This window comes from Pullulanibacillus sp. KACC 23026, assembly GCF_029094525.1.
Classification (GTDB): domain Bacteria; phylum Bacillota; class Bacilli; order Bacillales; family Sporolactobacillaceae; genus KACC-23026.
Map to the genome: position 1 here is coordinate 1,366,851 of NZ_CP119107.1, position 26,037 is coordinate 1,392,887.

General features: G+C 42.8%; 23 protein-coding genes and 3 other annotated features (1 of these 26 cut by a window edge). Of the genes, 20 read left to right on the top strand and 3 right to left on the bottom strand.

Features of this window, described 5'->3' with window-relative positions; all coding sequences use genetic code 11:
- Nucleotides 1–213 (top strand) — a binding site (T-box leader); it begins 33 nt to the left of the window's first position.
- Between the two features lie 96 nt (nucleotides 214–309).
- The 7 genes from thrS (at nucleotide 310) to PU629_RS06030 (ending at nucleotide 6,192) form a co-directional block, all read left to right on the top strand.
- The gene (thrS, locus tag PU629_RS06000; RefSeq protein ID WP_275283380.1) at nucleotides 310–2,247 is read left to right on the top strand and encodes a threonine--tRNA ligase; all 1,938 of its coding nucleotides are present in this window, start codon (nucleotides 310–312) and stop codon (nucleotides 2,245–2,247) included.
- Nucleotides 2,248–2,432: 185 nt separating this feature from the next.
- Nucleotides 2,433–2,574 (top strand) — a sequence feature (ribosomal protein L20 leader region).
- Nucleotides 2,575–2,720: 146 nt separating this feature from the next.
- The gene (infC, locus tag PU629_RS06005) at nucleotides 2,721–3,224 is read left to right on the top strand and encodes a translation initiation factor IF-3 (RefSeq protein ID WP_275283381.1); all 504 of its coding nucleotides are present in this window, start codon (nucleotides 2,721–2,723) and stop codon (nucleotides 3,222–3,224) included.
- 21 nt (nucleotides 3,225–3,245) lie between these two features.
- The gene (gene rpmI, locus PU629_RS06010) at nucleotides 3,246–3,440 is read left to right on the top strand and encodes a 50S ribosomal protein L35 (protein ID WP_275283382.1); all 195 of its coding nucleotides are present in this window, start codon (nucleotides 3,246–3,248) and stop codon (nucleotides 3,438–3,440) included.
- Nucleotides 3,441–3,535: 95 nt separating this feature from the next.
- Entirely contained in the window at nucleotides 3,536–3,895 is a 360-nt protein-coding gene (rplT, locus tag PU629_RS06015; RefSeq protein WP_275283383.1) for a 50S ribosomal protein L20, read from the top strand.
- A 302-nt stretch (nucleotides 3,896–4,197) separates the two neighbouring features.
- A complete protein-coding gene (locus PU629_RS06020) occupies nucleotides 4,198–4,470 on the top strand; it encodes a DUF1294 domain-containing protein (RefSeq protein WP_275283384.1) in 273 nt (90 codons plus the stop codon).
- Nucleotides 4,471–4,488: 18 nt separating this feature from the next.
- Entirely contained in the window at nucleotides 4,489–4,983 is a 495-nt protein-coding gene (locus PU629_RS06025) for a dUTP diphosphatase (protein WP_275283385.1), read from the top strand.
- A 123-nt stretch (nucleotides 4,984–5,106) separates the two neighbouring features.
- Complete coding sequence (locus PU629_RS06030) at nucleotides 5,107–6,192, top strand: M42 family metallopeptidase (RefSeq protein ID WP_275283386.1); 1,086 nt, start codon at nucleotides 5,107–5,109, stop codon at nucleotides 6,190–6,192.
- Nucleotides 6,193–6,340: 148 nt separating this feature from the next.
- On the opposite strand, the gene sspI is transcribed toward PU629_RS06030, so the two are convergent.
- A complete protein-coding gene (gene sspI, locus PU629_RS06035; RefSeq protein WP_275283387.1) occupies nucleotides 6,341–6,544 on the bottom strand; it encodes a small acid-soluble spore protein SspI in 204 nt (67 codons plus the stop codon).
- Nucleotides 6,545–6,655: 111 nt separating this feature from the next.
- Here sspI and PU629_RS06040 point away from each other — a divergent pair, with 111 nt between their 5' ends.
- The 5 genes from PU629_RS06040 (at nucleotide 6,656) to PU629_RS06060 (ending at nucleotide 13,264) form a co-directional block, all read left to right on the top strand.
- The gene (locus tag PU629_RS06040) at nucleotides 6,656–7,411 is read left to right on the top strand and encodes a TrmH family RNA methyltransferase (protein WP_275283388.1); all 756 of its coding nucleotides are present in this window, start codon (nucleotides 6,656–6,658) and stop codon (nucleotides 7,409–7,411) included.
- 65 nt (nucleotides 7,412–7,476) lie between these two features.
- Nucleotides 7,477–7,704: a binding site (T-box leader), on the top strand.
- Between the two features lie 74 nt (nucleotides 7,705–7,778).
- A complete protein-coding gene (gene pheS, locus PU629_RS06045) occupies nucleotides 7,779–8,816 on the top strand; it encodes a phenylalanine--tRNA ligase subunit alpha (RefSeq protein WP_275283389.1) in 1,038 nt (345 codons plus the stop codon).
- A 29-nt stretch (nucleotides 8,817–8,845) separates the two neighbouring features.
- Complete coding sequence (gene pheT, locus PU629_RS06050; RefSeq protein ID WP_275283390.1) at nucleotides 8,846–11,269, top strand: phenylalanine--tRNA ligase subunit beta; 2,424 nt, start codon at nucleotides 8,846–8,848, stop codon at nucleotides 11,267–11,269.
- 1,079 nt (nucleotides 11,270–12,348) lie between these two features.
- Nucleotides 12,349–12,642: a TIGR04104 family putative zinc finger protein gene (locus tag PU629_RS06055; protein ID WP_275283391.1), complete on the top strand. Its 294-nt coding sequence runs from the start codon at nucleotides 12,349–12,351 to the stop codon at nucleotides 12,640–12,642.
- A 130-nt stretch (nucleotides 12,643–12,772) separates the two neighbouring features.
- Nucleotides 12,773–13,264 (top strand): hypothetical protein, encoded by a 492-nt coding sequence (locus PU629_RS06060; protein ID WP_275283392.1) that lies wholly within the window; start codon nucleotides 12,773–12,775, stop codon nucleotides 13,262–13,264.
- Between the two features lie 553 nt (nucleotides 13,265–13,817).
- On the opposite strand, the gene PU629_RS06065 is transcribed toward PU629_RS06060, so the two are convergent.
- Entirely contained in the window at nucleotides 13,818–14,255 is a 438-nt protein-coding gene (locus PU629_RS06065; protein ID WP_275283393.1) for an RrF2 family transcriptional regulator, read from the bottom strand.
- Nucleotides 14,256–14,436: 181 nt separating this feature from the next.
- Here PU629_RS06065 and hmpA point away from each other — a divergent pair, with 181 nt between their 5' ends.
- Nucleotides 14,437–15,657: an NO-inducible flavohemoprotein gene (gene hmpA / locus PU629_RS06070; RefSeq protein ID WP_275283394.1), complete on the top strand. Its 1,221-nt coding sequence runs from the start codon at nucleotides 14,437–14,439 to the stop codon at nucleotides 15,655–15,657.
- Between the two features lie 166 nt (nucleotides 15,658–15,823).
- On the opposite strand, the gene rnhC is transcribed toward hmpA, so the two are convergent.
- On the bottom strand, nucleotides 15,824–16,789 hold the full coding sequence (rnhC, locus tag PU629_RS06075; protein WP_275283395.1) for a ribonuclease HIII: 966 nt from the start codon (nucleotides 16,787–16,789) through the stop codon (nucleotides 15,824–15,826).
- 52 nt (nucleotides 16,790–16,841) lie between these two features.
- Here rnhC and PU629_RS06080 point away from each other — a divergent pair, with 52 nt between their 5' ends.
- From PU629_RS06080 to PU629_RS06110, 7 genes are all read left to right on the top strand, one after another.
- Nucleotides 16,842–17,495 (top strand): CvpA family protein, encoded by a 654-nt coding sequence (locus PU629_RS06080; RefSeq protein ID WP_275283396.1) that lies wholly within the window; start codon nucleotides 16,842–16,844, stop codon nucleotides 17,493–17,495.
- A 109-nt stretch (nucleotides 17,496–17,604) separates the two neighbouring features.
- Complete coding sequence (gene polX, locus PU629_RS06085; RefSeq protein ID WP_275283397.1) at nucleotides 17,605–19,326, top strand: DNA polymerase/3'-5' exonuclease PolX; 1,722 nt, start codon at nucleotides 17,605–17,607, stop codon at nucleotides 19,324–19,326.
- 55 nt (nucleotides 19,327–19,381) lie between these two features.
- Nucleotides 19,382–21,739 carry an endonuclease MutS2 gene (locus PU629_RS06090; RefSeq protein ID WP_275283398.1) on the top strand — a complete coding sequence of 786 codons (2,358 nt, stop codon included), beginning with the start codon at nucleotides 19,382–19,384 and terminating at the stop codon, nucleotides 21,737–21,739.
- An 87-nt stretch (nucleotides 21,740–21,826) separates the two neighbouring features.
- On the top strand, nucleotides 21,827–22,234 hold the full coding sequence (locus PU629_RS06095) for a DUF350 domain-containing protein (RefSeq protein ID WP_275283399.1): 408 nt from the start codon (nucleotides 21,827–21,829) through the stop codon (nucleotides 22,232–22,234).
- A gap of 389 nt (nucleotides 22,235–22,623) precedes the next feature.
- Nucleotides 22,624–24,321, top strand: a complete 1,698-nt coding sequence (locus PU629_RS06100) for an AMP-binding protein (RefSeq protein WP_275283400.1) — start codon at nucleotides 22,624–22,626, stop codon at nucleotides 24,319–24,321.
- A 145-nt stretch (nucleotides 24,322–24,466) separates the two neighbouring features.
- The gene (locus PU629_RS06105; RefSeq protein ID WP_275283401.1) at nucleotides 24,467–25,051 is read left to right on the top strand and encodes a fatty acid metabolism transcriptional regulator FadR; all 585 of its coding nucleotides are present in this window, start codon (nucleotides 24,467–24,469) and stop codon (nucleotides 25,049–25,051) included.
- A 129-nt stretch (nucleotides 25,052–25,180) separates the two neighbouring features.
- Nucleotides 25,181–25,954 carry an enoyl-CoA hydratase gene (locus PU629_RS06110; RefSeq protein WP_275283402.1) on the top strand — a complete coding sequence of 258 codons (774 nt, stop codon included), beginning with the start codon at nucleotides 25,181–25,183 and terminating at the stop codon, nucleotides 25,952–25,954.
- Nucleotides 25,955–26,037: the final 83 nt, after the last annotated feature.

The following is a 26,037-nucleotide window of genomic DNA, read 5'->3' on the forward strand; positions in this document are numbered from 1 at the left end:
TTTTTGTTTTTTAGAGAGGGAAGGGTTGGTGGAACTTCCTAACAAAGCGAAAATTTACCCCCTCCGAGCTTTGTTGGTGAAAATGAGGTCTTAGGACTTAATGTGTAATCAACAACGGGCATTCCCGTTATCTGGAACCGAGATCTAGCTTCCTTTTATTCAGTTGGAAGTTAGAAACAAGGGTGGAACCACGACATTAAACTCGTCCCTTTTTTGGGGCGGGTTTTTTTGCGTTTAAAAAAAGGTGCGGAAAGCAAATATCGGGGGCAGCTCTTCAAGCCGTGAGACTAATAGGATGGAGTGACAATCATGAGTAATCAGATTCAGATTACCTTTCCGGATGGGGCCGTTAAGTCCTATGAGGCAGGTTCATCAGCAGCAGATATTGCGGGGGCTATTAGTAAAGGCCTGTTAAAACAATCCATTGCAGCTAAATTCAATGGTGAATTAATCGATTTGACGAGACCGCTAACTCGTGATGGTTCTTTAGAAATTTTAAAAGAAGATGCCCCTGAAGCTCTTGAAATGCTGAGACATACCACGACACATGTTATGGCTCAAGCCATCAAGCGCCTCTATGGAAAAGTTAATTTAGGTGTCGGACCGGTTATTGAAGAAGGGTTTTATTATGATGTTGATGTCGTCTCCCAAGCTATCTCAGTCGAAGATCTTCCAAACATTGAAAAAGAAATGCAAAAGATTGTAAACGAAAACCTGCCTGTTGTTCGCGAGGAAGTGTCGCGTGAAGAAGCTTTAAAATTATTTGAAGAAATCGGCGATCCGCTTAAAATCGAATTAATTGAAGCGATTCCTGCCGGAGAAACGTTAACCCTTTACCGTCAAGGCGAATTTGTTGACCTTTGCAGAGGGCCTCATCTTCCATCAACAGGTAAGATCAAAGCTTTCAAATTGTTGAGCTTAGCAGGAGCTTATTGGCGGGGGAACAGCGATAACCAAATGCTTCAGCGCATATATGGAACGGCCTTCTTTAATAAAAAAGAACTTGAAGCGCATCTGAAGGAGCTAGCAGAACGCAAGGAACGCGATCATCGGAAGCTCGGAAAAGAACTTGAGTTATTTACGATTTCTCAAGAAATTGGTCAAGGCTTCCCTGTTTGGCTGCCAAAAGGGGCGACTGTCAGACGTCTTATTGAGCGCTACATTGTCGATAAAGAGTTGTCTTATGGCTATGAGCATGTCTACACAGCCAACTTAGCTAATGTGGAGCTTTACAAAACGAGCGGCCACTGGGAGCATTACCATGAAGATATGTATCCCGTTATGAAAATTGACAATGAAGAGCTGGTTCTTCGTCCAATGAACTGCCCGCACCACATGATGGTGTATAAGCATAAGCTTCACAGCTACCGTGATCTGCCTGTTCGGATTGCTGAACTTGGGACGATGTATCGCTATGAGATGTCAGGAGCCTTAGCCGGTCTTCAACGTGTACGCGCCATGACCTTAAATGACTCCCATATCTTCTGTCGCCCTGAACAAATTCAGGAAGAGTTCTCAAATGTCGTTCGCCTGATTCAAGAGGTATACCGTGACTTTGGAATTGATGATTATTACTTCCGCTTGTCTTACCGTGACAAAGAAAATAAAGAAAAATATGTAGACAAAGATGAAATGTGGGAGAAAGCACAAGGAATGCTGAGACAAGCCATGGATGATATGGGTCTCGACTATGTAGAAGCAGAAGGAGAAGCAGCCTTCTATGGTCCTAAACTGGATGTTCAGGTCCGTACAGCTCTAGGAAAGGATGAGACGCTGTCAACTGTTCAGCTGGACTTCCACCTTCCAGAACGCTTTGAGCTTTCCTACATTGGAGAGGACGGCCAGGAGCATCGCCCGGTTGTTATTCACCGCGGTGTGGTTTCGACCATGGAGCGTTTTGTTGCCTTCTTAATCGAGCAGTATAAAGGGGCATTCCCAACATGGCTTGCGCCTGTTCAAGTCAAAGTTATTCCGGTTAATGCAGTTCATCAGGACTATGCTGAAAAAGTGGCACAGAAGCTTCGTGATCAATTAGTTCGCGTTGAAGTGGACAATCGAAACGAAAAGATGGGCTATAAAATTCGCGAGGCCCAAACGCAAAAAATTCCTTTTATGCTAGTTGTTGGGGATAAAGAAGTTGAAGAGCAAAGTGTCAATGTGCGCAAATACGGAGAAAATCAATCCACAAGCGTGGGTCTTGATGCTTTTACGGACGACCTCGTTCAACAAATTCATAACCATAAATAAAAATTCAGTTGACCCTTGGCGGCATTCACACATTAAAAGGATTAAGTCTATTCTATATGAAAAGCCATTTACCCTTGATTTTTTTTTATGGCTGCGTTATGATGATTTGGTCAGTTTGTTTTTAATAAAAATGGACTTGCAAGGTTTAACAGTTTCTGTTATACTAAGTAAGCTAATGTGTATATGAAGCAAAGAAGAAGCGCCCGGCTTCTCACCTGATCGACGCTTAAGCTGTTGCCAGGTATGAGTGAGTATGATAACCTTTGGATCATAATAACGATCTGTTTAGGTGTGGGGGCGTTTAGCTACCCACACCTTTTTATTTGGGCAAAGGCGTTCAGAACAACCGGTCGCCCGTTCTTCTCCTTAAGATGAATACAGCCTAGATCCTCACCAATATCTCAAGGAAAGAACGGCATTCTAAAATCTTTTACTTGGATCACTTATGGAGGTGGCTGAATATTAGCAAGGATATGTTCGTAAATGAAGCGATTCGAGCTAAGCAAGTACGCTTAGTCGGTCAAAACGGAGATCAAATCGGAATTGTTTCAAAGCAAGAAGCGTTAGAAATGGCGCAAAATGCCAATCTTGACCTTGTCATGGTTGCAGCTAATGCAAAACCGCCGGTATGCCGAATCATGGATTATGGAAAATACCGCTATGAGCAACAAAAGAAAGACAAAGAAGCACGCAAAAATCAAAAGATCATCAATTTGAAGGAGATCCGATTAAGTCCGACAATTGAAGAACATGATTTTAATACGAAGCTTCGAAATGCAATTAAATTCTTAAGCAAAGGCGATAAAGTGAAAGCCTCTATCCGTTTTCGCGGTCGTGCGATCACACACTCTGAAATCGGTAGAACGGTTCTTGAGCGCCTTGCCAAAGAATGCGCAGAAGTGGGAACAATCGAATCCCATCCTAAGATGGAAGGCCGTAGTATGTTCCTAGTGCTTGCACCAAAGGTCGAAAAATAAACACTGTAGGAGGAACTGACCATGCCAAAAATGAAAACTCACAAAGGGGCTTCCAAACGTTTTAAGAAGACTGGATCCGGTAAATTAAAACGCAGCCACGCTTACACAAGCCATATGTTTGGTCACAAATCAGAGAAACAAAAACGTCATTTGGCTAAACCAGGATTGGTTTCTAAAGCTGACGAAAAACGCATCAAACAATTAATCAACAGCTAATTGAGTTGACTCGCTCGGGCGTATGGTTTTATGGATTTTTCACTCTGAGCGGACACAAAATATGAAATGATGAATTTGACTGGGAGGTCTTTAGAATGCCAAGAGTTAAAGGCGGTTATGTGACACGTCGTCGTCGCAAGAAAGTATTAAAGTTAGCCAAAGGTTACTATGGCGCTAAACATAAATTATTTAAAGTTGCTCAACAACAAGTATTCAAATCCTTACAATATGCTTACCGTGACCGTCGTGTGCGTAAGCGTGATTTCCGTAAGCTTTGGATTGCACGTATCAATGCTGCTGCACGCATTAATGGTCTTTCTTACAGCCGTTTAATGTTTGGCTTAAAGCAATCTGGTATTGATGTTAACCGTAAAATGCTTGCGGATCTAGCTATTCATGATGAAAAAGCATTTACTGAGCTTGTTAATAAAGCAAAATCTGCTATTAACGCTTAAATCATGCACTCTTAAAAGCCGGCTCCATTTATGGAGTCGGCTTTTTGTTTTATTAGCGCAGGGGACAGACCTCGACTAAAAGAAAAAACTTCTTGAGGAGGTCTGTCCCCACCCATTTGAAAGGATGACTGCCTGAAGAGGTCTGTCCCCACCCATTTGAAAGGATGACTGCTTGAGGAGGTCTGTCCCCACCCGTGCTGAAAGAACGACTTTTTAAAGAGGTCTATCCCCCTCTTTTTTTTAATATCGTCATGGTAAACTAGAGGTATCTCGTACGAAGAAAGGAAGCAAGCATGCTCTTTATGTTGATTGGTTTATATTATGTGATCATGCAACTTGCAGGCTATACCATAATGGGTGTTGATAAGGGGAGAGCCAAAAGAGGCGAGTGGCGGGTCCCTGAAAAGCGATTATGGCAACTAGCCTTCTTTGGTGCTGGATTAGGTTTGTGGCTTGGAATGGAGAAGTTTCGTCATAAATCCAAGCACTTGAACTTTCGCCTTGGCTTTCCCCTTTTTACATGTCTACATGCCGCTTTTATTTTGTTCATTTATTATGAGATTACATTTAAGTGATAAGGAGCGAAGATTAAGATGTTACAATTACAGCCTTTATTTGATACACAACGAATGTTAGATCAACGAATTGTTGAAAAACACCAGCTTGAAGGAAAAGTGTTCGCGGAGGATAAATTATTAGCGCTTCTAGTTGAATTAGGTGAACTTGCCAATGAAACACGCTGCTTTAAATTCTGGAGCTTTAAAGGACCCTCTGAATCCTCTATCATTTTAGAAGAATATGTCGATGGCCTTCATTTTATTTTATCAATAGGCTTGGATCATGGCTATGAAGGGGTTCAGCTTTCACCACAGGAGCAGGCAGAAGAAAAGGCGCTAACTGTTCATTTTCTTTCGGTCTTTTCAAACATTGAGGCGTTTAATCAAGCCCGGACCGAGTTAAACTATGTAAAGCTTTTTGAAGCCTTCCTTCTTTTAGGCAACCAGCTTGGCTTTTCTAATGAGGGCATTGTAGAGGCTTATCATCGCAAAAATGCGATTAATCATGAAAGGCAGGATCAAAATTATTAATCAGCCTTATTGTGAAGGGGTATTTTTTTATTTCGAAGTCCGAATTAATTGAGGCTTATCTAAACATTTTGTATAATTTAGGTGGTATTTAAAAAATCCGAAACTTGGAAGGATGAAAGCACCATGGTTGAACTCGATCAATCACTTCAAATGCTTAAAGATTTAACAGATGCAAAAGGAATTCCGGGGAACGAAGCTGAACCTCGTCAAGTCATGAAAACATACATAGAACCGTTTGCTGACCAAATTCAGTATGATGGCCTTGGAAGCTTGATCGCCGAAAAAGTGGGTGAAGCAGATGGTCCGAAAATCATGGTCGCTGGCCACTTAGATGAAGTTGGTTTTATGGTCACCCAGATTGACGAAAAGGGCTTTTTGCGCTTTCAAACAGTTGGTGGCTGGTGGAGCCAAGTGATGCTCGCACAGCGTGTAACCGTTGTGACGAATAGCGGAGAGGTTCCAGGAGTGATCGGCTCGAAGCCGCCGCACATTTTAGATGCGGATGCTCGGAAAAAACCTTTTGAAATTAAGGATATGTTTATTGACATAGGGGCTGAGAGTAAGGAAGAAGCCCAGTCCTTTGGCGTCCGTCCTGGTGACATGGTCGTGCCTGTCTGTGACTTTACCGTGATGAAAAATCCAAAATACTTATTGGCAAAAGCATTGGACAACCGGATTGGTTGTGCGATTGCGATAGATGTTCTTAAGCAGCTTAAAAATGAAGCGCATCCGAACCGTGTCTATGGCGTAGGTACTGTACAAGAGGAAGTTGGGCTTAGAGGAGCGACAACAGCCGCCCATGTCATTCAGCCTGATATCGCCTTAACTGTTGATACAGGTATCCCAGGTGATACACCAGGAATTACAGAGAAAGAAGCCCTATCCGAGTTAGGTAAAGGGCCGCAAATCATTATTTATGATGCATCTATGGTGGCTCATAAAGGCGTTCGTGATTTTGTCACAGGTGTTGCGGATAAACTAGGCATTCCTTATCAGTTTGATGCCGTTCCTGGCGGCGGAACCGATTCAGGTAAGATTCATTTGACTGGTAAAGGGGTTCCATCGCTTTCGATAACGATTGCAACACGTTACTTGCATACGGCGGCTTCCATCATCCACCGTGACGATTACGAGAATGCAGTCAAATTGATCGTTGCCTGCATCAAAGAACTGGACAAAGAAAAAGTTCAAGCGATCACGCTCGATTAATAAAAACAAGGCGCTCACCAGCTGTGAGTGCCTTGTTTTCGAATCCGGGGCAGGCTGAAATATCTGGAACTTCAAAAGAAAAAGGAATCTGAAGAGATTCCTTTTTCGATGTTCATTAAAAAGTAAAAAAAGGTTATTTGGACAAGGATTAAACCCCTTTTGCGAGGTTGTTAATTAAGATGTCACGCGTCGCTTCATCGGATTGCTGCCAAATGACTTCCATCAGTACGCCAAGACCGGGAAGCATTTTTTCTTGCCCGTCCTGAATCGCATCCACGATGGTATCACGTAATTGTGACTTATCATTATTATGCAAATTATGAAGGACCGCTCGACGAATATTGATGTCCATTTTAAAATACCCTCCTTTACTTTTAGCTTTAGTATGAGTAAAAATGATAATATTATGTAACAATGAGATTAAGTTCATTCCCGAGGTTTTGGGTACATAAAGGAGAAAGACATGAAACGTATTGAATCCGCACAAAATGCCACTTATAAAGAATGGCATAAGCTTGAGCAAAAAAAATGGCGTGACCGAGCAGGACAATTTTTGATCGAAGGCCCTCACCTTGTTGAAGAAGCACTTAAAACCAATCAGGTCGTCGCTGTCCTTATCAAGGAAGGCATGCCGAAGCCTTATGAGGAAACAAGGGATAAGCCGCCTTTATTTGAGCTTAGTGAAGCTTTATTTAATTCCCTTGTTACAACGGAAACACCGCAGGGAATACTGGCGGTTGTTCAATTAGAAAAGAAGACGGTAACATGGGAATCAGGCCGGTTTTTATTAATCGATGCCGTCCAGGACCCCGGTAATTTAGGGACAATGATTCGAACTGCTGATGCGGCGGGTTTTGATTATGTTGTCCTCGGTAAAGGAACAGTAGATGCCTATAACGCCAAAACATTAAGATCTGCACAAGGTTCTCATTTTCATATACACCTCTTTTCAGCGGACCTCAGTGACGTGATATTAGAGCTGAAACAGCAGGGCATTCAAGTGGTGGGAACCTCGCTTGAGGGTGAATCGATTCTTGACGCATCGCCAAAGAAAGACGGGAATATGGCACTTCTTGTTGGGAATGAGGGGGCAGGTGTCCAAAGCCGTCTTTTGGAAATGGCTGATTATCAAGTCAAACTGCCTATATATGGACAAGCTGAATCTTTAAATGTGGCAGTCGCAGCGGGCATTTTAATGTATTGGGCGAGAGGGATCTAGTCACTTACCCACTTGCATATCTGACGAACATTCTTTATACTTCTTTTTAGATGAATTAAATAGAATTCAAAGCGATGAAGGAAAGTAGTACTTGCACCCATTCGAACAGCCAGGGAGGATGCGCCGGAGACTGAGAGCGCACTATGTGTCGAAGCAAGGAATTCACTCCAGAGCAGTCTTTTGATTACCAGTTTTTTTATGGAAAAGAAAGCACCGGCAAGCGCCGTTATCTCTAGAAAGCGAACAGGCATGCCTGTTAAGTTGGGTGGTACCGCGGAAACCCCGTCCCTTGTATGGACGGGGTTTTTGTCGTTCTCTCTTGAGAAATGGAGAGCAGCTGTTAGGCAATTAAGAGGAGGTCATTAGTGTGAAGGATGAATTAGTTCAACTAAAACAAGAAGCCTTAGAGGTTATAGAAGCAGCCCAGGATCTTCAATCGCTTCAAGCAGCCAAAGTTAAATACCTTGGTAAAAAGGGTTCTCTAACAGATATTTTGCGAGGGATGGGTAAGCTTTCTGCAGAAGAAAGACCTGTGATTGGACAACTTGCCAATGAAGTCCGTGAAGCGATTCAAAGCACGATTGATGAGAAGGAAACGCGTCTAGAAGAAGAGAAAGTCCGACAAAAGCTGCAAAAGGAAACGCTCGACGTCACCCTTCCTGGCCGCGCTGTGCGCCAAGGGTCCCGCCATCCTCTTCGTCTTGTCATTGAAGAGATTGAAGATCTATTTATCAGCATGGGCTATGCGGTTGCTGAAGGTCCAGAAGTCGAGCAGGATTATTATAATTTCGAAGCACTGAATCTGCCGAAGAATCATCCAGCTCGCGACATGCAGGACTCTTTTTATATTACTGAAGAGCTCTTGCTTAGAACGCACACGTCTCCTGTGCAAGCGAGGACGATGGAGCGGCATCAAGGAAAGGGTCCCGTTAAAATTATTTGCCCGGGTAAGGTCTACAGACGAGATAACGACGATGCGACTCACTCTCATCAATTTATGCAAATTGAAGGTCTTTATGTAGATAAGAATGTGACGCTTAGTGATTTAAAAGGAACTTTAACCGTGTTTGCTCAGAAAATGTTTGGTGAAGATCGCCGCATTCGTTTGCGTCCAAGCTTCTTCCCATTTACAGAGCCGTCTGTTGAAATGGACATTTCTTGTTTCCACTGCGGCGGCGATGGATGTTCGGTATGTAAGCACACAGGATGGATTGAGATTCTCGGCGCAGGCATGGTGCATCCTAACGTACTTCGTATGTCAGGATTTGATCCAGACGTGTACACAGGATTTGCCTTTGGAATGGGTCCTGAACGAATTGCTATGTTAAAGTACGGAATTGATGATATCCGTCATTTTTATACAAATGATGAGCGCTTTTTGAAGCAGTTTTCACGTTTATCCTAAAGGTGACTGAAGTAAGAGGAGGAGAATAGATGCAAGTATCTTATAATTGGCTCAAGGATTATGTTGATTTAACCGATATATCCCCAGAAAAATTAGCGGATCTTATTACTAAAGCGGGCATTGAAGTCGAGCATGTTCATTATTTAGGTGAGGGCATTAAAGGAGTAGTCGTCGGTTACGTGGAAAGCTGCACTCTCCATCCTAATGCGGATAAGCTAAATGTTTGTCAAGTTAATTTGGGGAGCGAGACGGTTCAAATTATTTGTGGGGCGCCGAATGTAGCGGCAGGCCAGACAGTCGCAGTTGCTAGAGCAGGGGCGGTTCTGCCAGGCCATTTTAAAATAAAAAAAGCGAAGCTGCGCGGAGAAGAATCCAATGGTATGATTTGTTCGCTCGGTGAACTGGGTGTTGATCAGAAGCTCGTACCAAAAGAATACGCGAATGGCATTTATGTCTTAGATGAAGAAGCGATTGTTGGAGAAGATGCTCTTCCTTACTTGAACTTAGACGATGCTGTTTTAGAACTTGATATTTTACCTAACAGTGCCCATTGTATGAATATGATCGGGGTGGCCTATGAAGTTGGAGCCATTCTTGACCGACCTGTTCACATTCCAGAGCCAATTGTAAAAGAAAGTGACGTTTCTGCGCATGAGAAAATTCGTGTAAACGTCGACGCGAAGGATGGGGTTCCGTTCTACAGTGTCCGAATGATTGAAGGGGTTAAGATTGGTCCATCTCCGCGTTGGCTGCAAAACCGGTTGATCGCTTGCGGAATTCGTCCAATAAGCAATGTCGTTGATATTACAAACTATGTCATGCTCGAGTATGGCCAACCGCTTCATGCGTTTGATTTTCGCGATTTTGGAACCGATGAGGTCGTCGTTCGAAAGGCTCAGCCAAATGAAAAGATGGTCACCTTAGATGACCAAGAACGTGATCTTGAAGAATATGACCTTTTAATAACCAACGGAGAACGGCCGATGGGGCTTGCAGGTGTCATGGGTGGAGCCAATTCTGAAGTGAAACCGAATACGGAAACGATTCTGTTGGAGTCCGCCATTTTTGATTCACGCACAATCCGCAAAACCTCAACACGCTTGCAGCTTCGTACCGATGCCAGCTCCCGTTATGAAAAAGGGATCGACCGCAATCGAGCCGTACCGGCGGCTAATCGTGCGGCGGAGCTCATGTCCCTGTATGCAAATGGTACGGTTTTAAAAGGTGTGGTTCATGAAGGCGATGTAGAAGTACCGCCAACACGAATTGAGCTCCCTGTGCAAAAAATTAATCAAGTTCTTGGTACGGACCTAGAGACGGATGTGATCGTTTCCGTGTTAAAACGCTTAGGCTTTGGGGTCACTCTTAACGGCGAATTGTTGTCCGTTGAAGTCCCGGCTCGTCGTCCGGATGTCATCATTCCTGAAGATTTGGTGGAAGAGGTTGGTCGGATTTATGGCTATGACCACGTCCCGGCAACCTTGCCAAAAGGCACTTCAGCAGAAGCGGGATTAAATCCTTACCAAGTCAAAAGACGTCAGGTTGAACGATACATGACTGGAGCAGGTTTGAGCCAAGCGGTTACCTATTCCTTGACATCTGAAGAGCGTTTAGAGATGATCGCTCCTTTAAAAGGCGAAGGCGTGGCGGCGGTTCGACTTGCTATGCCGATGTCAGAGGATCGCAATGTTCTGCGCAAAAGCCTCCTCCCAGAGCTCTTACAGGCGGTCACCTATCATTTAAATCGACAAATGCCAAACGTATTCTTATATGAAATGGGCCATGTCTTCATTAAAAATGAAGGAGAGGCCAACTTGCCTGACGAAAGAGAGTATCTCTCCGGTGCCTTAACAGGTATTTGGGAGCAAGGCGGCTGGCAAGGACCGAGTCAAAAGGTTGATTTTTATGTGGCAAAAGGGGTTTTAGATGGGCTGTTTGAGAGACTCGGTGTCGCTTCACAGATCGCTTATCAACCAACTGAGCATAAAGGTCTGCATCCTGGAAGAACGGCCTCTATTCTGCTTGGAGAGACAGCGATTGGGATCATTGGACAAGTTCACCCAGAGCTTCAGTCTGAATGGGACTTAAACGATACAGTCGTGTACGAATGTGATCTAACGGCCTTGTTGGAGGCGGAACTCGAGCCGCTAACCTTTGTCAGCCTACCGCGTTATCCATCTATCACTCGGGATATTGCGCTAGTTGTCGAGGAATCGGTGCAAGCGGGAGTCCTTCGCGAAACGATCCTGAATGCTGGAGGAGACCTGTTAAAAGAAGCGACCTTATTCGATCTGTATAAGGGTGAGCATTTGGAACCAGGGAAGAAATCACTTGCCTACTCTTTGAGATACTACAACCCAGAAAAAACTTTGACAGACGAAGAAGTCACAGCGGTTCATGAGAAAGTTCTTCAAGCGGTTTACCAAGCATTTGGAGCCACTTTAAGAGGTTAAAACTCCCACAGTATTAGGTTCGATTTTGGGAGAGACAACTTAAACTAACAGTATGGGGGATGCTTTTCGGGACACCGATTAGCATCCTTCTTTTTTTTTTTTTTTGGATTAACTTTTTAGCTAATTGGCATCGGGTCAAACATTATGATCTTTGTGCGAATCGGCGTGCTAGAGGCTGGGACAGAAGTAGTTTGCGAATAGAAAAAACCGAACTTATTCACACCTTTTAAAGTGAGGGGGGCGGTTTTTCATTTATAAGTTAAGTCCTTTATGAAACGCTAGTCAAAATCCGCCGCTTTCCGCGGACATGGCCCAAGCCTCCTCAGCAAGGAAAAGCTTGCTTGCGGGGTCTTCGGACACGTGCTGTCCCGCAGGAGTCTCCGTATTTTGACTACGCTTCTTATTTGTTTTATTTTCATAAAAGGCAATCGATTACCTCTTTCATTAAATGGCTAAAGCGAACTTTCTAAATAAGCGGAGAAATTCCGCTTATTTAGAAATCAACATCCAAAATAGCTAAAATAGACGGAAAAATTCCGACTATTGACTCGAGAAACATGAAAATGGGTCATTTCTTTTTGTTTAAACGGAAAAACTCCGCTTATTTACGACGAACTGAACGCTACTTTGGTTGATAACGGAAAAATCTCCGCTTATTTCAACGATCACAGGTGACTCTAAAATTTCTTGTTAACCATGACAGTCCATTTTTTACTTTAAGAACCATTTTTTAACAAAGTCTTCGATAATCTAACTTTTATTTTAACCTATATATCCAAATGCCTTGGTAATCACCCTGCCTTTCCTTGCTCAATCACTGGTTAATTCACACACCGCCAATAATTATTTTCACCCATGTAAATTAAACTGTGATTTGAAATGGTCAATAAACATTGATATTACAATAAACGTCGCACGTGCGATTTATCTTGATAGTTAATGGTTTGCACCTCTGAAGTGAACCCAATTCCAATCGTGTATCCATTATCTGATTTTTCTAGTGGTTTTGGAATTTAATGTTAAAGTTATAAATGTTAAACTTATATTAGAGTCTAAGAACCTAGTTTGGGGGTATGTAAATGCCAACTTGTAAGAAATGTCACCATAAATGGACTTGGGCAGATACAATTCAAAGGACATTCAAGAAGAAAAAGGCATGTCCTTATTGCGGGGAAATCCAGTATACGTCTTTTAAATCTTCTCAACGTATGACTTGGTACGGGTTAATGATTCCAATTGTACTTATTGTTATTTCTTTGTTCAGTTTGCCAACAGTTATAGGAATTATTGTCTCTGCGATTATTATTGTGATAGGTTTCTTAACGCAACCGTTTCTGACAACTTTAAGTAACAAAGAGGAATTTCCTGAATGATATAAAGAAACTCTTAATCAGTTAACGCTAACCTAGCTTGTGTTGAACAAGGTTTTTGCCGTCGTTTATAACAAGTAACGGTTCCAGGATTGAAAAAAGTCATTAATCATAAGAAAGAGGGAGTTATGCGATGGGAGGAATGGCACAAATTGTACTAAGTAACTTTTTGTTCTTTGCTATGGTAGTTATTATTATCATATACGTCTTATACTTGTTAATAAAAAGAGTAGTTGAAAAAAACGACGGGGATTATAGTTCAGAGGCAAAAGAGGGGAACAGAGAACCCTTTTTGAGGAAATTAATTTTCACCTTTTTATATTCGGCACTGACTAGTTGTTTAATCTACCTAGTGGATAGCGACAAAACAGGCGCAATGATCTCTTTTGTTGTATTTTTCATCTTCGGATTACTAATACCAAAGAGACCACGAAAACCAAATTCCAGTCTATCAAGGATTATTTCCATTGTTTTTTTATTAGGTTTAGTTGTTTTAACCGTGTTATGGGATGCCAGTATCAGTGTTAAAGTTTGGGCTTGGTTGATTTTATTCATAATGTACTTACTTGAAAAAATTGAAATGAAGTATTTTATCTCGGATAATACGAACGGTCAGGATTTATAAGTTTATTGAACGGAAGCTATTGAAGAATAGTTTAAAATTTCCGCACCTTTTCTGATTGCTAACGGTCAATGGAAGAAGCTAAGGAGGGGGACATGGATGACTTCAAAACTAATGAAAGAGATTTTACAATTCCTTATTGGAGCTATTATTTCGTGCTCTATTTTTGGAATATTAGGATTTATATTGTTTAAGCACGTTGACTGGGAGCTTTTTATAGTCTATATACTTGCGGGTATATTGTCTAGATACGTGATGATGAAAAGAAACTCTTAGAATTGAGTATAAAGAATGCTCGTTACGCCTAACTATTTTTAGTGTAACGAGCATTCTCTATTTATTGATTTTGAGGCCAATTTGAAGAATAGAGGTAACGGCGAAACGCTATTTTCGAGGATGAGGGTCAATTTGGACTGTTTTTTGAATATTAGTGAATTCTGGTTACGCCGAACTTCACAAAGGGCCCGTTTAGAGAGGAATAACGAAGCCTCGTTACGGCTAACTCCTCGAGTGTTCCCAAGATTCCAATCTGTTAGTCCAACGAGACAGTCGCTTTTTAACCCTGAAAAAGCAAAGGCTGCAGAGCTTGTTTATTAGCTAAAATGTCTTTTAAGGTATAGCGGTCTAACACGTTTAGATAAGCATCCAATGCTTCATGCAGGATGCCTTTTAGCAAACAAATCGAACTGATTCGACAGGCGTTATCCTTATGGGCAAAGCACTCTACGATGTGGAAATCTTCTTCTGTTTGTCTGACCACCCAGCCAATATTAATTTGTTCCGGGTCTTGTTTGAGACGAATGCCTCCACCGCGGCCGCGAATGGTTTCAATTAAGTCTAATTTGCCGAGATGATGGACCACTTTTGTCAAATGATTTTTCGAAAGATGGTAAATCGAAGCAACGTCTTGTATTTGAACTAGCTCTCCTTTATCCAGAGCACCAAGAAAAAGGAGGACTCTTAATGAATAATCCGTGTATTGGGTAAGCTTCATGTCTTTTCAGCTCCTTATTCCTACCTATCTTAAGTATAACGGAATCTCTATTATAGCTCTATTTTCCCATTCTTTGTTAACCGTTTTGTCATAAGATGGTCAAGGCTTTGTCATAAAAGATGTATTTAAAATACATCTTTTAGAGGTATAGTTATCTTAGACGAAATCAGGAGGGATATCCATGTTAAGTCAAGAAACGATTTCAATTATTAAATCAACTGTACCAGTGCTAGAAAAGTATGGCCAAGATATTACGAAAAGGTTTTATCAAAGACTCTTTGAAAACTATCCTGAATTAAAGAATATATTTAATCAGACCAATCAAAGGAAATCAAGTCAGCAACAAGCACTTGCTAACATGGTCTATCAAGCGGCCAAGCATATTGATCGATTGAATGATTTGAGTGAAGAGGCCTTGGTTGTGGCTCATAAGCATGTCTCTATTGGCATCCGCCCAGACCAGTATCCAATTGTTGGTGAACAATTACTTGGAGCAATCAAAGATATTTTGGGTGACGCAGCAACGGATACGATCCTTAATGCTTGGGCTGAAGCCTACGGTGTGATTGCTCAGTTATTTATCGATATCGAAACACAAATGCGAGAGGCTAATCTGCAAAAGGGAGCTTGGGATGGGTATAAAGAGTTTGTTGTTGCTAATAAAATACAAGAGTCCGATGGGATTACCTCTTTCTATTTGAAACCAGCAGACGGGCAACAAGTCCCTGTCTATTCTCCAGGACAATATATAAGTGTTAAGGTGAAGCCAGAAGGGGAATCGCACACCCATATCCGCCAATATAGTCTTTCGGATGCTTATACATCTGACTTTTACCGAATTAGTGTGAAAAAAGAGGAAGGACGACATGCCTTACCAGAGGGGATTGTCTCCAATTATCTTCATGATGAGATCGAAGAAGGACAGCGATTGCTTGTAAGTGCTCCTCAGGGGAAATTTACACTCGAACTTGATAATAAAAAGCCGATTGTGATCTTAAGCGGCGGTGTTGGTCTCACCCCAGTCACAAGTATGGTGAAAACTTGGCATGAAAAAGGGGGAGAGCAGCCAATCACTTGGATTCATGCAGCAATCAATGGACGGGCTCATGCTCTAAAAGATGAAATGCAGACCATGGCAAAAGAGAATCCAAATTTAACACTTTATACGATCTATGAGAACCCAACCCTAGAAGATCAACGTGAGCAAGCATACGATAAAGAAGGACGACTGGATATGGATTGGTTGAAAGGGATTCTTCCATCCAAGGATGCAGAGTTTTACTTCTGCGGCCCAGAGCCATTTATGAAGCTGATATATAATGACCTATTAAATTGGGGCGTGCCTGAAGCCTCTTTGCACTTTGAATTCTTCGGACCGACTTCGCAATTAATAGCAAACTAAAGGAGAGGGGACAGTCCCCTCTCCTTTTAGTTTACTCAAAAAACAGCGATGGGCGCTTTAATGATTTAAAGCATGTGGGGACAGTGCTCGCTGCTTGCAACCCCTTGAGGAGCAAGGACTTTTCAACTTCTTGTTGGTGAAAGACCTTGAAATGGGGACTGTCCCCTCATCTTTTAGCAAGGGCTCTTGCTCGGTCGGCATTGCTGAAATGGAGCTTAGCGACTTTTGATAAGTAGTCTTCCCCTTTAAGCTTGATGAGCCTTGCCCCTGCTTCGTCAACATGAGCGCCTGCTCCTTTTGGCAAGGTCATTCCGCATTCTTCTGATAGTTTATCCATTTCTTTTATAAAGGCATAGCGGGCAATGATAGAGGCTGCCGCAACTGAAAGATGAACCGATTCCCCTTTTGTTTTAAAATAAATAGGCCGGTCAAGAGGTCGTCTCTTCTCCTTTAAAGATTTGAAATAAAGGTCGGGGGTGGCAAATTGGTCGACAAGATAGCCATCTAATGGGGCTTCCGTGATTTTATCACGAAGCTTTAGTTGGGCTTGTTGATGAAGGAGGGCTTTCATTCCAATTTGCGTCATCCCTTGTTCACGCAGCTGATTGTATTTTTCGTTAGGTAATATGAGTAAGCTATACGCCATTTCGTTTATTAGGGATTTGGCAATGGCAGAGATTTGAGTATCGGTTAAATTTTTTGAATCTCGGACCCCTAATTTCTTTAACGTAGCGTAGTGTGCGGGTGATACGTAGCAGGCGGCAACGGTCATTGGACCAAAGAAATCACCTGTTCCGACCTCGTCCGAACCGATAATCGCAAGCTCCTCAATTGTGTTTGGTGGGAGAAAGTCATGGGATTCAACTGACTTTTTACTTGTAGAACCCTTCCATTTCTTAGATGTTGAGGCAGGAGAGGGTCCTTCTTTTTGCCCTCCCCATTTCTGAGCTTCCTGTTCCGCTGATTTCCCTTGAAACAGAACTTTTCCAGAACGGTAGCCGGTTATCGTGCAGTCTTGGCGCTTAGCTCGAAAGACACTCCCAGGCGGCAGTGTGGCGTCAGCATCCTTTATGTAGGCATTTTTCATTTTTTCCATGAGGGCCGAATTAACTTGGAGAACTGTTTGTCCCATTTGACCAACTCCTTCTCACTTATTATAACTGAAATGGGTTTAGAAAGCCTCGTTGTCCAAATCGCTCCCTTTTGGTATGATTAGGGGGATTGTTAGTAAGAAACCTGAACTTAGAAAAGTTAAATTACTTGAGAAAGTCGAGGCAGTAGTCGTGGTTAATTTAATTATACTTATCTTGCTTGTTGTTGGCTTTGCTATTGGCGCGCGAAGAGGATTGATCCTCCAATTGGTTCATTTTACTGGCTTCGTTGCGGCTTATGTGATTGCCTATAACTATGCAGGTCAACTTGCTCCAAAACTTCAATTTTGGATCCCTTATTCACAGGATTCTGCTGCCAACTCTTTTTTTAGTACAATAAAAAATTTAAATCTTGAAATGTCCTTTTACCATGCGGTCGCTTTTACGATCATTTTTATTGTCGTGAAGATTGTTTGGCAGATTCTTGGATCGATGCTTGATTTTCTGGCTGATCTTCCTATTCTTAGATCCATTAATCGCCTATTAGGAGCTTTGTTTGGGTTTGTTGAAGTGTACTTAGTTCTTTTTGTTCTGTTGTACATAGGGGCTTTAATGCCTTATTTTCATATTGACCAATATGTCCATAGCTCTTCAGTGGCGCTTTTTATGGTCCAGCATACACCTGGTTTTTCACAAACCATTCAGCATCTTTGGTTCCAATATACGGGAGCTAACCCGCTGACCTAATGTTTATAATAACGAGTTGATTTGGCTGCAAAAGAAATGATTGAGCTGTGTTTAGAGCCTGGGAAACCAGGCTTTTCATATGTATGACGATAAATTAAGGAGGGATGAGATGAATAAGAAACAAATCATTCACTCTCTGGAAACGATTGCGATCTATCTTGAATTTAAGAATGAAAACCCTTTTAAGATCGCCGCGTACAGGCGGGCTGCCAGAGCACTAGAGACGGATGAACGGAGCCTTGATCAGATTGACCATTTAAATGAGATCAAAGGGATTGGAAAAGGGACAGCTTCTGTCATTTCAGAGCTCATCGAAACAGGGGAGTCAGAGCTATTAAACGAGCTGCGACACGAGCTGCCGGAAGGACTTCTTACGCTTCTAAAACTGCCCGGACTTGGAGCCAAAAAGATAGCTAAGCTCTATCAAGAATTGGGCATAACGGATATGACCTCATTAAAAAAGGCATGTGAAGAAGAACAACTTCGCACACTGGATGGATTTGGTGATAAATCCGAGGAGAAGCTATTAAAAGCCATATTGCAAGCGACCGAGAGACCTGATCGCCTTCCACTTTCTTATATGCTGCCGCTTGCTCAGCAAATTGAGCAGGTTCTTTCTGCACTACCTGAAATCGAGCAGTATTCTAGAGCTGGTTCGCTTAGACGTCTTCGGGAAACCATGAAGGACTTAGATTATGTGATTGCGACGCTAGAACCTGAACGGGTGTCTGAATCGCTGTTACGAGAGCTTGCTGTTAAGGAAGTGGTCGGTCATGGGAACACGAAAATGTCGATTCAGCTTAAATGTGACTATCAGGTCGGTGTTGATTTTCGCTTCGTAGAGCCCAAAAGCTTTGCAACAGCGCTTCATCATTTTACGGGTTCTAAGGAACATAATGTTCTCATGAGACAATTAGCCAAATCAAGAGGGGAGAAAATTAGTGAATATGGCGTGCTGCAGGAGAACGAAACCCTTTTAACTTTTAAAGATGAGACTTCTTTTTTTCGTCACTTCGATTTGGCTTATATTCCTCCTGAATGTCGCGAAGGAAACGATGAGCTGGAGCAAGCAAGAACGGTGGCAGAACTAAATCTAATCGAAGAGTCCCACATTAACGGAGACCTTCACATGCATACGACTTGGAGTGATGGGGCTTATTCACTGGAAGAAATGGTGGAGGGCGCGATTCGAAAGGGTTACTCCTATATAGTCATTACCGACCATTCCAAGTCACTTAAAGTCGCAAATGGCTTAACTGAAGAACGCTTGAGAGAACAAATCAAACAGATTCAGGCATTAAATGAAAAATATCAAGGTAAAATTCATCTATTCAGTGGTGTTGAAATGGATATTTTACCAGACGGCCGTCTTGATTATGCGGATGACATTTTAGAAGAATTGGACTTTGTCATTGCAGCGATTCATTCTTCCTTTTCCCAAAGCGAATCGGTGATTATGAAACGCCTTGAGAACGCCATGCGTCACCCGAAAGTTCGTCTCATTGCCCACCCAACTGGACGGATTATTGGCAAACGAGAGGGCTATGCTGTGAATCAGGAGCAGCTCTTTGAACTTGCTTCAGAAACGGGAACAGCTTTAGAATTAAATGCGAATCCGCACCGCTTAGACCTTTCAGCCGAATGGCTTATGAAGGCAAAGGAAAAAGGCATTCGATTTTGTATTAATACAGATGCCCATTCACTCGATATGTTGGACGATATGTCAATAGGTGTTAAGGCCGCTCGAAAGGCATGGCTAACAAAAGAGCAGGTGATAAATACTTATTCACTAGAGGCCTTTCAATCCTTTTTAAGGGATAAAAAAAGATAAGACTAGTTCATCAGGTTGGCGCTATTGCAGGAGGTTTGTTGGAAGGAGTTTAACGATGAAGCCAAGAGTTTTAAAGCTTTTAGAATATGATAAGATTCGTGATCAATTAGCGGCCAAAGCATCCTCTTCTCTTGGTCGAGAGATCGCGAGTCATTTGGAGCCGAGCACCGATCCCGAAGAGGTCCGAAGTCTCATCGAGGAAACCGATGAAGCGCTTAATGTATTGAGGTTAAAAGGGCATCTTCCGTTTGGGGGGATCACAGATGTGCGTCCCCCGTTAAAACGTGCTCAGGTTGGCGGCGTGTTAAGTGCCAAAGAATTGATGGCTGTAGCCGACACCATTCGAGGCTCAAGAATTATCAAGCATTTTATTGAAGAGCAGATAGAAGACGGTGCTGCTCTCCCGATTCTCGGTTCTCATGCGGAAATGCTCGAGCCTGCCGGAGAAGTCGAACGGGAGATCAGAGGGTGTATTGACGATCAAGGGTATGTCATGGACTCAGCAAGTGACGCGCTTCGTTCGATCCGTTCACAGCTGCGTTCATTTGATGGACGAATCAAAGATAAGCTGGAATCCATTGTCCGTTCTCCTAATACGCAAAAGATGCTTTCAGAAGCGATTGTCACGATCCGCAATAATCGCCATGTGGTCCCTGTCAAACAGGAATATCGCCAAGCTTTTGGCGGGATTGTGCATGACCAATCGGCATCCGGAGCGACTTTCTTTATTGAGCCTCAAGCCATTGTTGAATTAAATAATCGGTTGAATGAAACCCGCTTAAAAGAAGAACAAGAAGTGGACCGGATTTTGACAGAACTCTCACGTCGACTAGCCGAAGTAGCAGAAACCGTTCGAAATGATGTCGATCGACTTGCTGTTATCGATTTTATTTTTGCAAAGGCAAGGCTCGCGGAAACGATGAAGGCAACGAAGCCAGCGCTTAGTCATGAAGGAACTTTTCATTTGAAAAAAGCGCGGCATCCATTAATTCCGCTCACTCAAGTTGTTCCAATTGATGTGGCGTTAGAAAATGGAACAAAGGCGCTTGTCATTACGGGTCCGAATACAGGCGGAAAAACGGTGACGTTAAAGACGGTCGGATTATTAACCTTAATGGCGCAATCGGGACTCCATTTGCCTGTTTATGAAGGCTCTGTTGTCAATGTCTTTGAACATGTTTTTGCTGATATTGGAGATGAGCAGTCCATTGAGCAAAGCTTGAGCACCTTCTCTTCTCACATGAAAAATATTATCGCCATTCTTGAAGAGGTGAATGACCGCAGTTTAGTGCTTTTTGACGAATTGGGTGCAGGCACCGATCCTCAAGAAGGAGCGGCTTTATCCATTTCCATATTAGATGAGGTCCGAAATAGAGGGGCTTGTCTCATTGCTACCACTCACTATAGTGAATTGAAAGCCTATGCGTATGAGCGAGAAGGGGTAATCAATGCAAGTGTAGAGTTTGACGTGGCGACGTTAAGCCCCACGTATCGACTGTTGATGGGAATCCCTGGACGAAGCAATGCTTTTGAAATCTCTAAACGCTTAGGTTTGGACGAGAGGATCATTGAACAAGCGAGAAGTCTGATATCCAGTGATACCGCGAAAGTGGACGATATGATTGCGTCCCTTGAACGCCATCGTCTAGAAGCGGAGAGAGCGAATGCGGAGGCGGCAAGACTTAAACAGGAATGGGAGAAAAAAGCGCAACTATTAGACCAGGAACTGGCTAAGTGGGAGAGGGAAAAAGACCAGCTTAGAAAAGAAGCCGAGCGCGAGGCAAAAGTGAAGCTTGCCGAAGCGAAAGAAGAAGCCGAGTCGATTATTAAAAAACTGCGTGAAATGCAAACGGAAGCGAACCGTGTTAAAGAACATGAACTCATTGATGCCAAATCCCGACTTGATCATGCCTTGGATGCGTTACAAAGTGAAACCTCAGCCCGGCCTCATTCGTATAGTCAAAAGAAAGCGTTGGAATTTGAACCAGGTCAAGAGGTGAAGGTCACGACATTTGGTCAAAAAGGGCATATTATTGAACGGCTTAGTGACAAAGAATACTTGGTTCAAGTTGGCGTTATGAAAATGAATATTGCGGCGGATTCACTAAAACCAGTGAAGGAAGAGCAACAGGTTAAGCCAGTGGTGAATGTCAGAACACAAACTGGAACGGTCCGAACAGAGCTTGATTTGCGCGGGGAGCGCTATGAAGAAGCAATGGAGAGGCTCGATAAATATCTGGATGCCGCTCTTTTGGCGGGCTATCCTAGTGTTTCTATCATTCATGGAAAAGGAACAGGGGCCCTTCGTAAAGGTGTCCAAACCCGGTTGTCTAAGCACCCCCGCATTAAATCGATAAGATTAGGCGGTATGAATGAAGGCGGGCACGGGGTAACGGTTGTCGAGTTCAAATAGGGCCGTTACCCTAGAAGCTCTTTTAAAGAAGAGTCTCTAGATTCACTTGCATCACCAATGATTGGTAGGAAAGGCGTTGAATGTGTCATGGAATCAATATGGGATAATGCCTACTTTGAAACGATTGCGATTTATAGTGTCGTTATTTTGTGTATGGTCATTTTTCTTGCCTGTTTTGAATTACTAACTAAGTATAAAAACTGGGTTGAAATAAAAAAAGGGAATCTGTCAGTAGCCCTCGCAACAGGCGGGAAAATCCTTGGGATTGCAAATGTTTTTCGCTTCTCGATACAAAATGGAGAGCACATCGTTACGATTATCTTAAAAGGCGCCTTTGGTTTTTTACTTCTTCTGTTGGGCTATTTTATCTTTGAATTTTTAACGCCTTCCTTCCATATTGACCATGAAATTGAGCAAGATAATCGTGCGGTAGGTCTTATTTCAATGATGATTTCGATTGGCCTTTCCTACGTCATTGGATCGAGTCTTCATTAGAAGAGGAAGGGGCAGAGTCTGGGTTTTATATTTAGAGGAAAATTTAGGAACTAAGTATAAGTGCAACTAGGCGACCGCCTTGGTTTCTTCATCTTCATAAAAAAATGGTAAATCTATCTCATTCTCATAAGCTTTACTGCCTTTAATAGAAAGAGGTGCATTTGGGTTGGAGACGCTGGCCAAAATATTGATCGGAGTTTGCATCGTTTTTGCGGCGGCAGGGATTATTTATATGGCCGTCCAATAGAAATAGGTTATGAATCTTTTTAAGCGCTAGAAATTTCTGGCGTTTTTTTAACTTTTGGGATACTCAAATGAAAGGGTTTACACTATAATAGGAATGAAGAGTGTGAAATAAGAGGTGCGGTATAAAAAAGGGAGGAAACTAAATGGGAGTCGAAGCAAAGCCTTGGTTCGAACAATATCCCGAAGACATCTCACCTGTCAATGAATATGACAACCGCCCGCTTTATGAATTTTTAAGAGATACAGGAGTTAAACATCCAAACAAAACAGCGATCCATTTTCTTGGTAAGGAGATGACATTTGGCGAGCTGTTAAACGAAGTGGCAGCTTTTGCTGATCAATTGAATCAGCTAGGTATCAAAAAAGGGGACCGCGTGGCCATCATGCTGCCAAATTGTCCGCAAGCGGTTATTGCTTATTACGGCATTTTATTTGCAGGGGCGATTGTCGTCGAGACCAATCCCCTTTACATGGACCGTGAACTGGAGCATCAGATGAATGATTCTGAAACGGAATTCATCGTCTGTCTCGATGCCCTCATCCCGCGAATCACTCGAGTGATGGGGAAAACGAGGTTGAAAACGGTCATTGTCACCGGAATTCAAGATTATTTGCCCTTTCCAAAGAATCTGCTTTATCCTTTAACACCAAAAAATAAGGCTCCTAAGAAATCAGAATGGGCCCAGCGCTCAGGGTTTTATTCGTTTAAAGAACTTATAAAAAAAGGCAATTCCCAGTTTCAGCCTGTCCCTGTTTCCGGAAAAGAAGATTTGGCTCTACTACAATATACAGGTGGAACAACTGGGCTGGCGAAGGGCGTCATGCTCACCCATTACAATTTAATAGCGAATACGATACAAAGCCAAAAATGGATGTACAAAAGTACATATGGAGAGGAAACGCTTCTCTGTGTACTCCCTTTTTTCCATGTTTATGGAATGACCATTGCGATGAACTTAGGGATCCTTTTTGCATCCAAAATGGTGCTTTTGCCACGTTTTGATGTAGAAGAGGTCTTATCAACGATTCAGAAACAAAAGGTGACTCTCTTTCCAGGTGCGCCTACCATGTATATAGGGTTAATTAATCACCCAAAAGTCAGTGACTATGATCTCTCATCTATAAAAGCTTGTATCAGCGGGTCCGCTCCACTGCCTCCAGAGGTCCAAGAGACGTTTGAACGTCTGACGAATGGCAAGCTGGTCGAAGGATATGGACTGTCAGAAGCGTCCCCCGTCACCCACTGCAATCTCATTTGGGGAGAACGCGTTAAAGGAAGTATTGGGCTCCCGTATCCCGATACAGATGTTCGACTTGTATCCCCTGAAACGGGAGAAGAAGTGGGCGTGAATGAAGTCGGAGAACTCGTCGTAAAAGGCCCGCAAGTCATGAAGGGGTATTGGAAGCGTCCAGAAGAAACGGCTTCTGTATTAAAAGACGGTTGGCTATATACGGGAGACATGGCCTATATGGATGAAAACGGTTATTTTTATATTGTCGACCGAAAGAAGAACATGATTATCGCAAGCGGATACAATATTTATCCAAGAGAAGTAGAGGACGTGTTATTTGAACATCCTGACGTCCAGGAAGCCGCAGTGGTAGGGATTCCTCATCCTTATCGGGGTGAAACCGTGAAGGCCTTTGTTGTTCTTAAAGAAGGACGCAAGGTCAATGAGAAGGTGCTTGATCAACATTGCCGAGCCCGTCTCGCCGCTTATAAAGTCCCAAGACTCTATGAATTTCGAGAGGAACTGCCAAAAACGACAATTGGAAAAGTGCTGAAACGAACGCTTCTTGATGAAGAAACGCGTGCGGAAGACGATCTGAAAAGCTCATGAGCACGCTTGATTAGGGGCACACCAATGTGAGATAAGTGCCCCGTTTTCTTTTCTTTCATCATGGCAGAGTTGACAACAACAATGATAGCGTTATAATAAAAAGTGAATGAATCATCATTCATTTTTATAAAGGGGTTTCCAAGTCATGGCAGTTAAAAATCGACCGAAATACATGAAAATTATTGAAGCAGCAGTTGATGTGATTGCTGAAAATGGTTTCCATCAAGCACAGGTATCCAAAATTGCAAAGCGTGCCGGGGTAGCAGATGGGACCATCTACATTTATTTTAAAAATAAAGAGGATATTCTTATCTCACTTTTCAGCGAAAAAATGGGTGAGTTCATTGAAAAAATCCAGGAGGAGATCAAAGATCAACCGACTGCGAAGGAGAAGATGACGACATTGGTCGGCACTCATTTTTTTCAACTGGCTGCGGACCGAAACATGGCGATCGTCACTCAGCTTGAACTCCGTCAATCCAACAAAGAAATACGAATGAAAATTAATGATACGTTAAAGAATTATACCTCACTTATTGATGCCCTGATTGAAGAAGGAAAACTTGAAGGCGTCTTTCGAACCGATTTAGATGTACGATTAGCGCGACAAATGGTGTTTGGAACCATCGATGAGACGGTTACCAACTGGGTGATGAATGATCACAAATTTGATCTTGTAGCGCTCGCTGATCCTGTAGCCAATCTTCTTTTAAACGGCTTAAGTCATTAAAGGAGAGGCAACTCTCTCTTGATGTTGTAAGCGCTTTTAACGAAAAAGGTCAAGGAACAAGGCACGTCTGATCTAATTTGTGTTTCATATAGTTGTATCTAAGCTATCGAAATCAAGAGGAGGAGCAGAATGACAGCTATCTTACGGGAAACCTTTGATCAAGTGGCGGTATTGACGCTTAACAAGCCACCGGCCAATGCTTTATCTCGTTCCATTATTCAAGGCTTATCGGACCAGTTCGATCACCTAGCAGAAGATCCCGCTATTAAAGCAGTGGTCCTTCGCGGTGATGGTCGTTTTTTCTCAGCAGGAGCAGACATTAAGGAATTTACAGAAGTCCCTTCAGCGGACGAATTCTCAAGGCTGGCAACGAATGGACAAGATGTGTTTAAGCGGATTGAGACGTTCACAAAACCCGTCATTGCTGCCATCCATGGTGCTGCTCTTGGCGGAGGGCTTGAGCTTTCCATGGCCTGCCACATTCGGATTGCTGAAACAGGAACCAAGTTTGGCCTGCCTGAACTGAACTTAGGACTTATTCCGGGGTTTGCGGGTACACAGCGCCTGCCTCGTTTAGTAGGGGTGCCAAAAGCAACCGAAATGATATTAACAAGTACGCCAATTGATGCTGAAGAAGCGTTGAGGTGGGGACTTGTGAATCGAGTCGTGGAGACAGGAAAGGGATTCGAAACAGCGCTCGAACTTGCTCAGCAAATTTCCAAGAAGAGTGCCGTCTCCGTCCAAGCAGCACTTAGAAGTTTACAATTTGCTCGCCAAGGGGAATTTGAAAAAGGATCAGAGTTTGAAGCGGTGAGCTTTGGTAAAGTCTTTGCTTCTGAGGATGCGAAAGAAGGCATTGCGGCTTTTATGGAAAAACGGTCGCCTCAATTTAAAGATCGTTAACAGGCACCCATACTTGTTTTCAGGTTCTTCTCTAAGATTGCCCGGAAAGCGAGCTATTTTCAATTAAGCAAATAGCGGCAAAG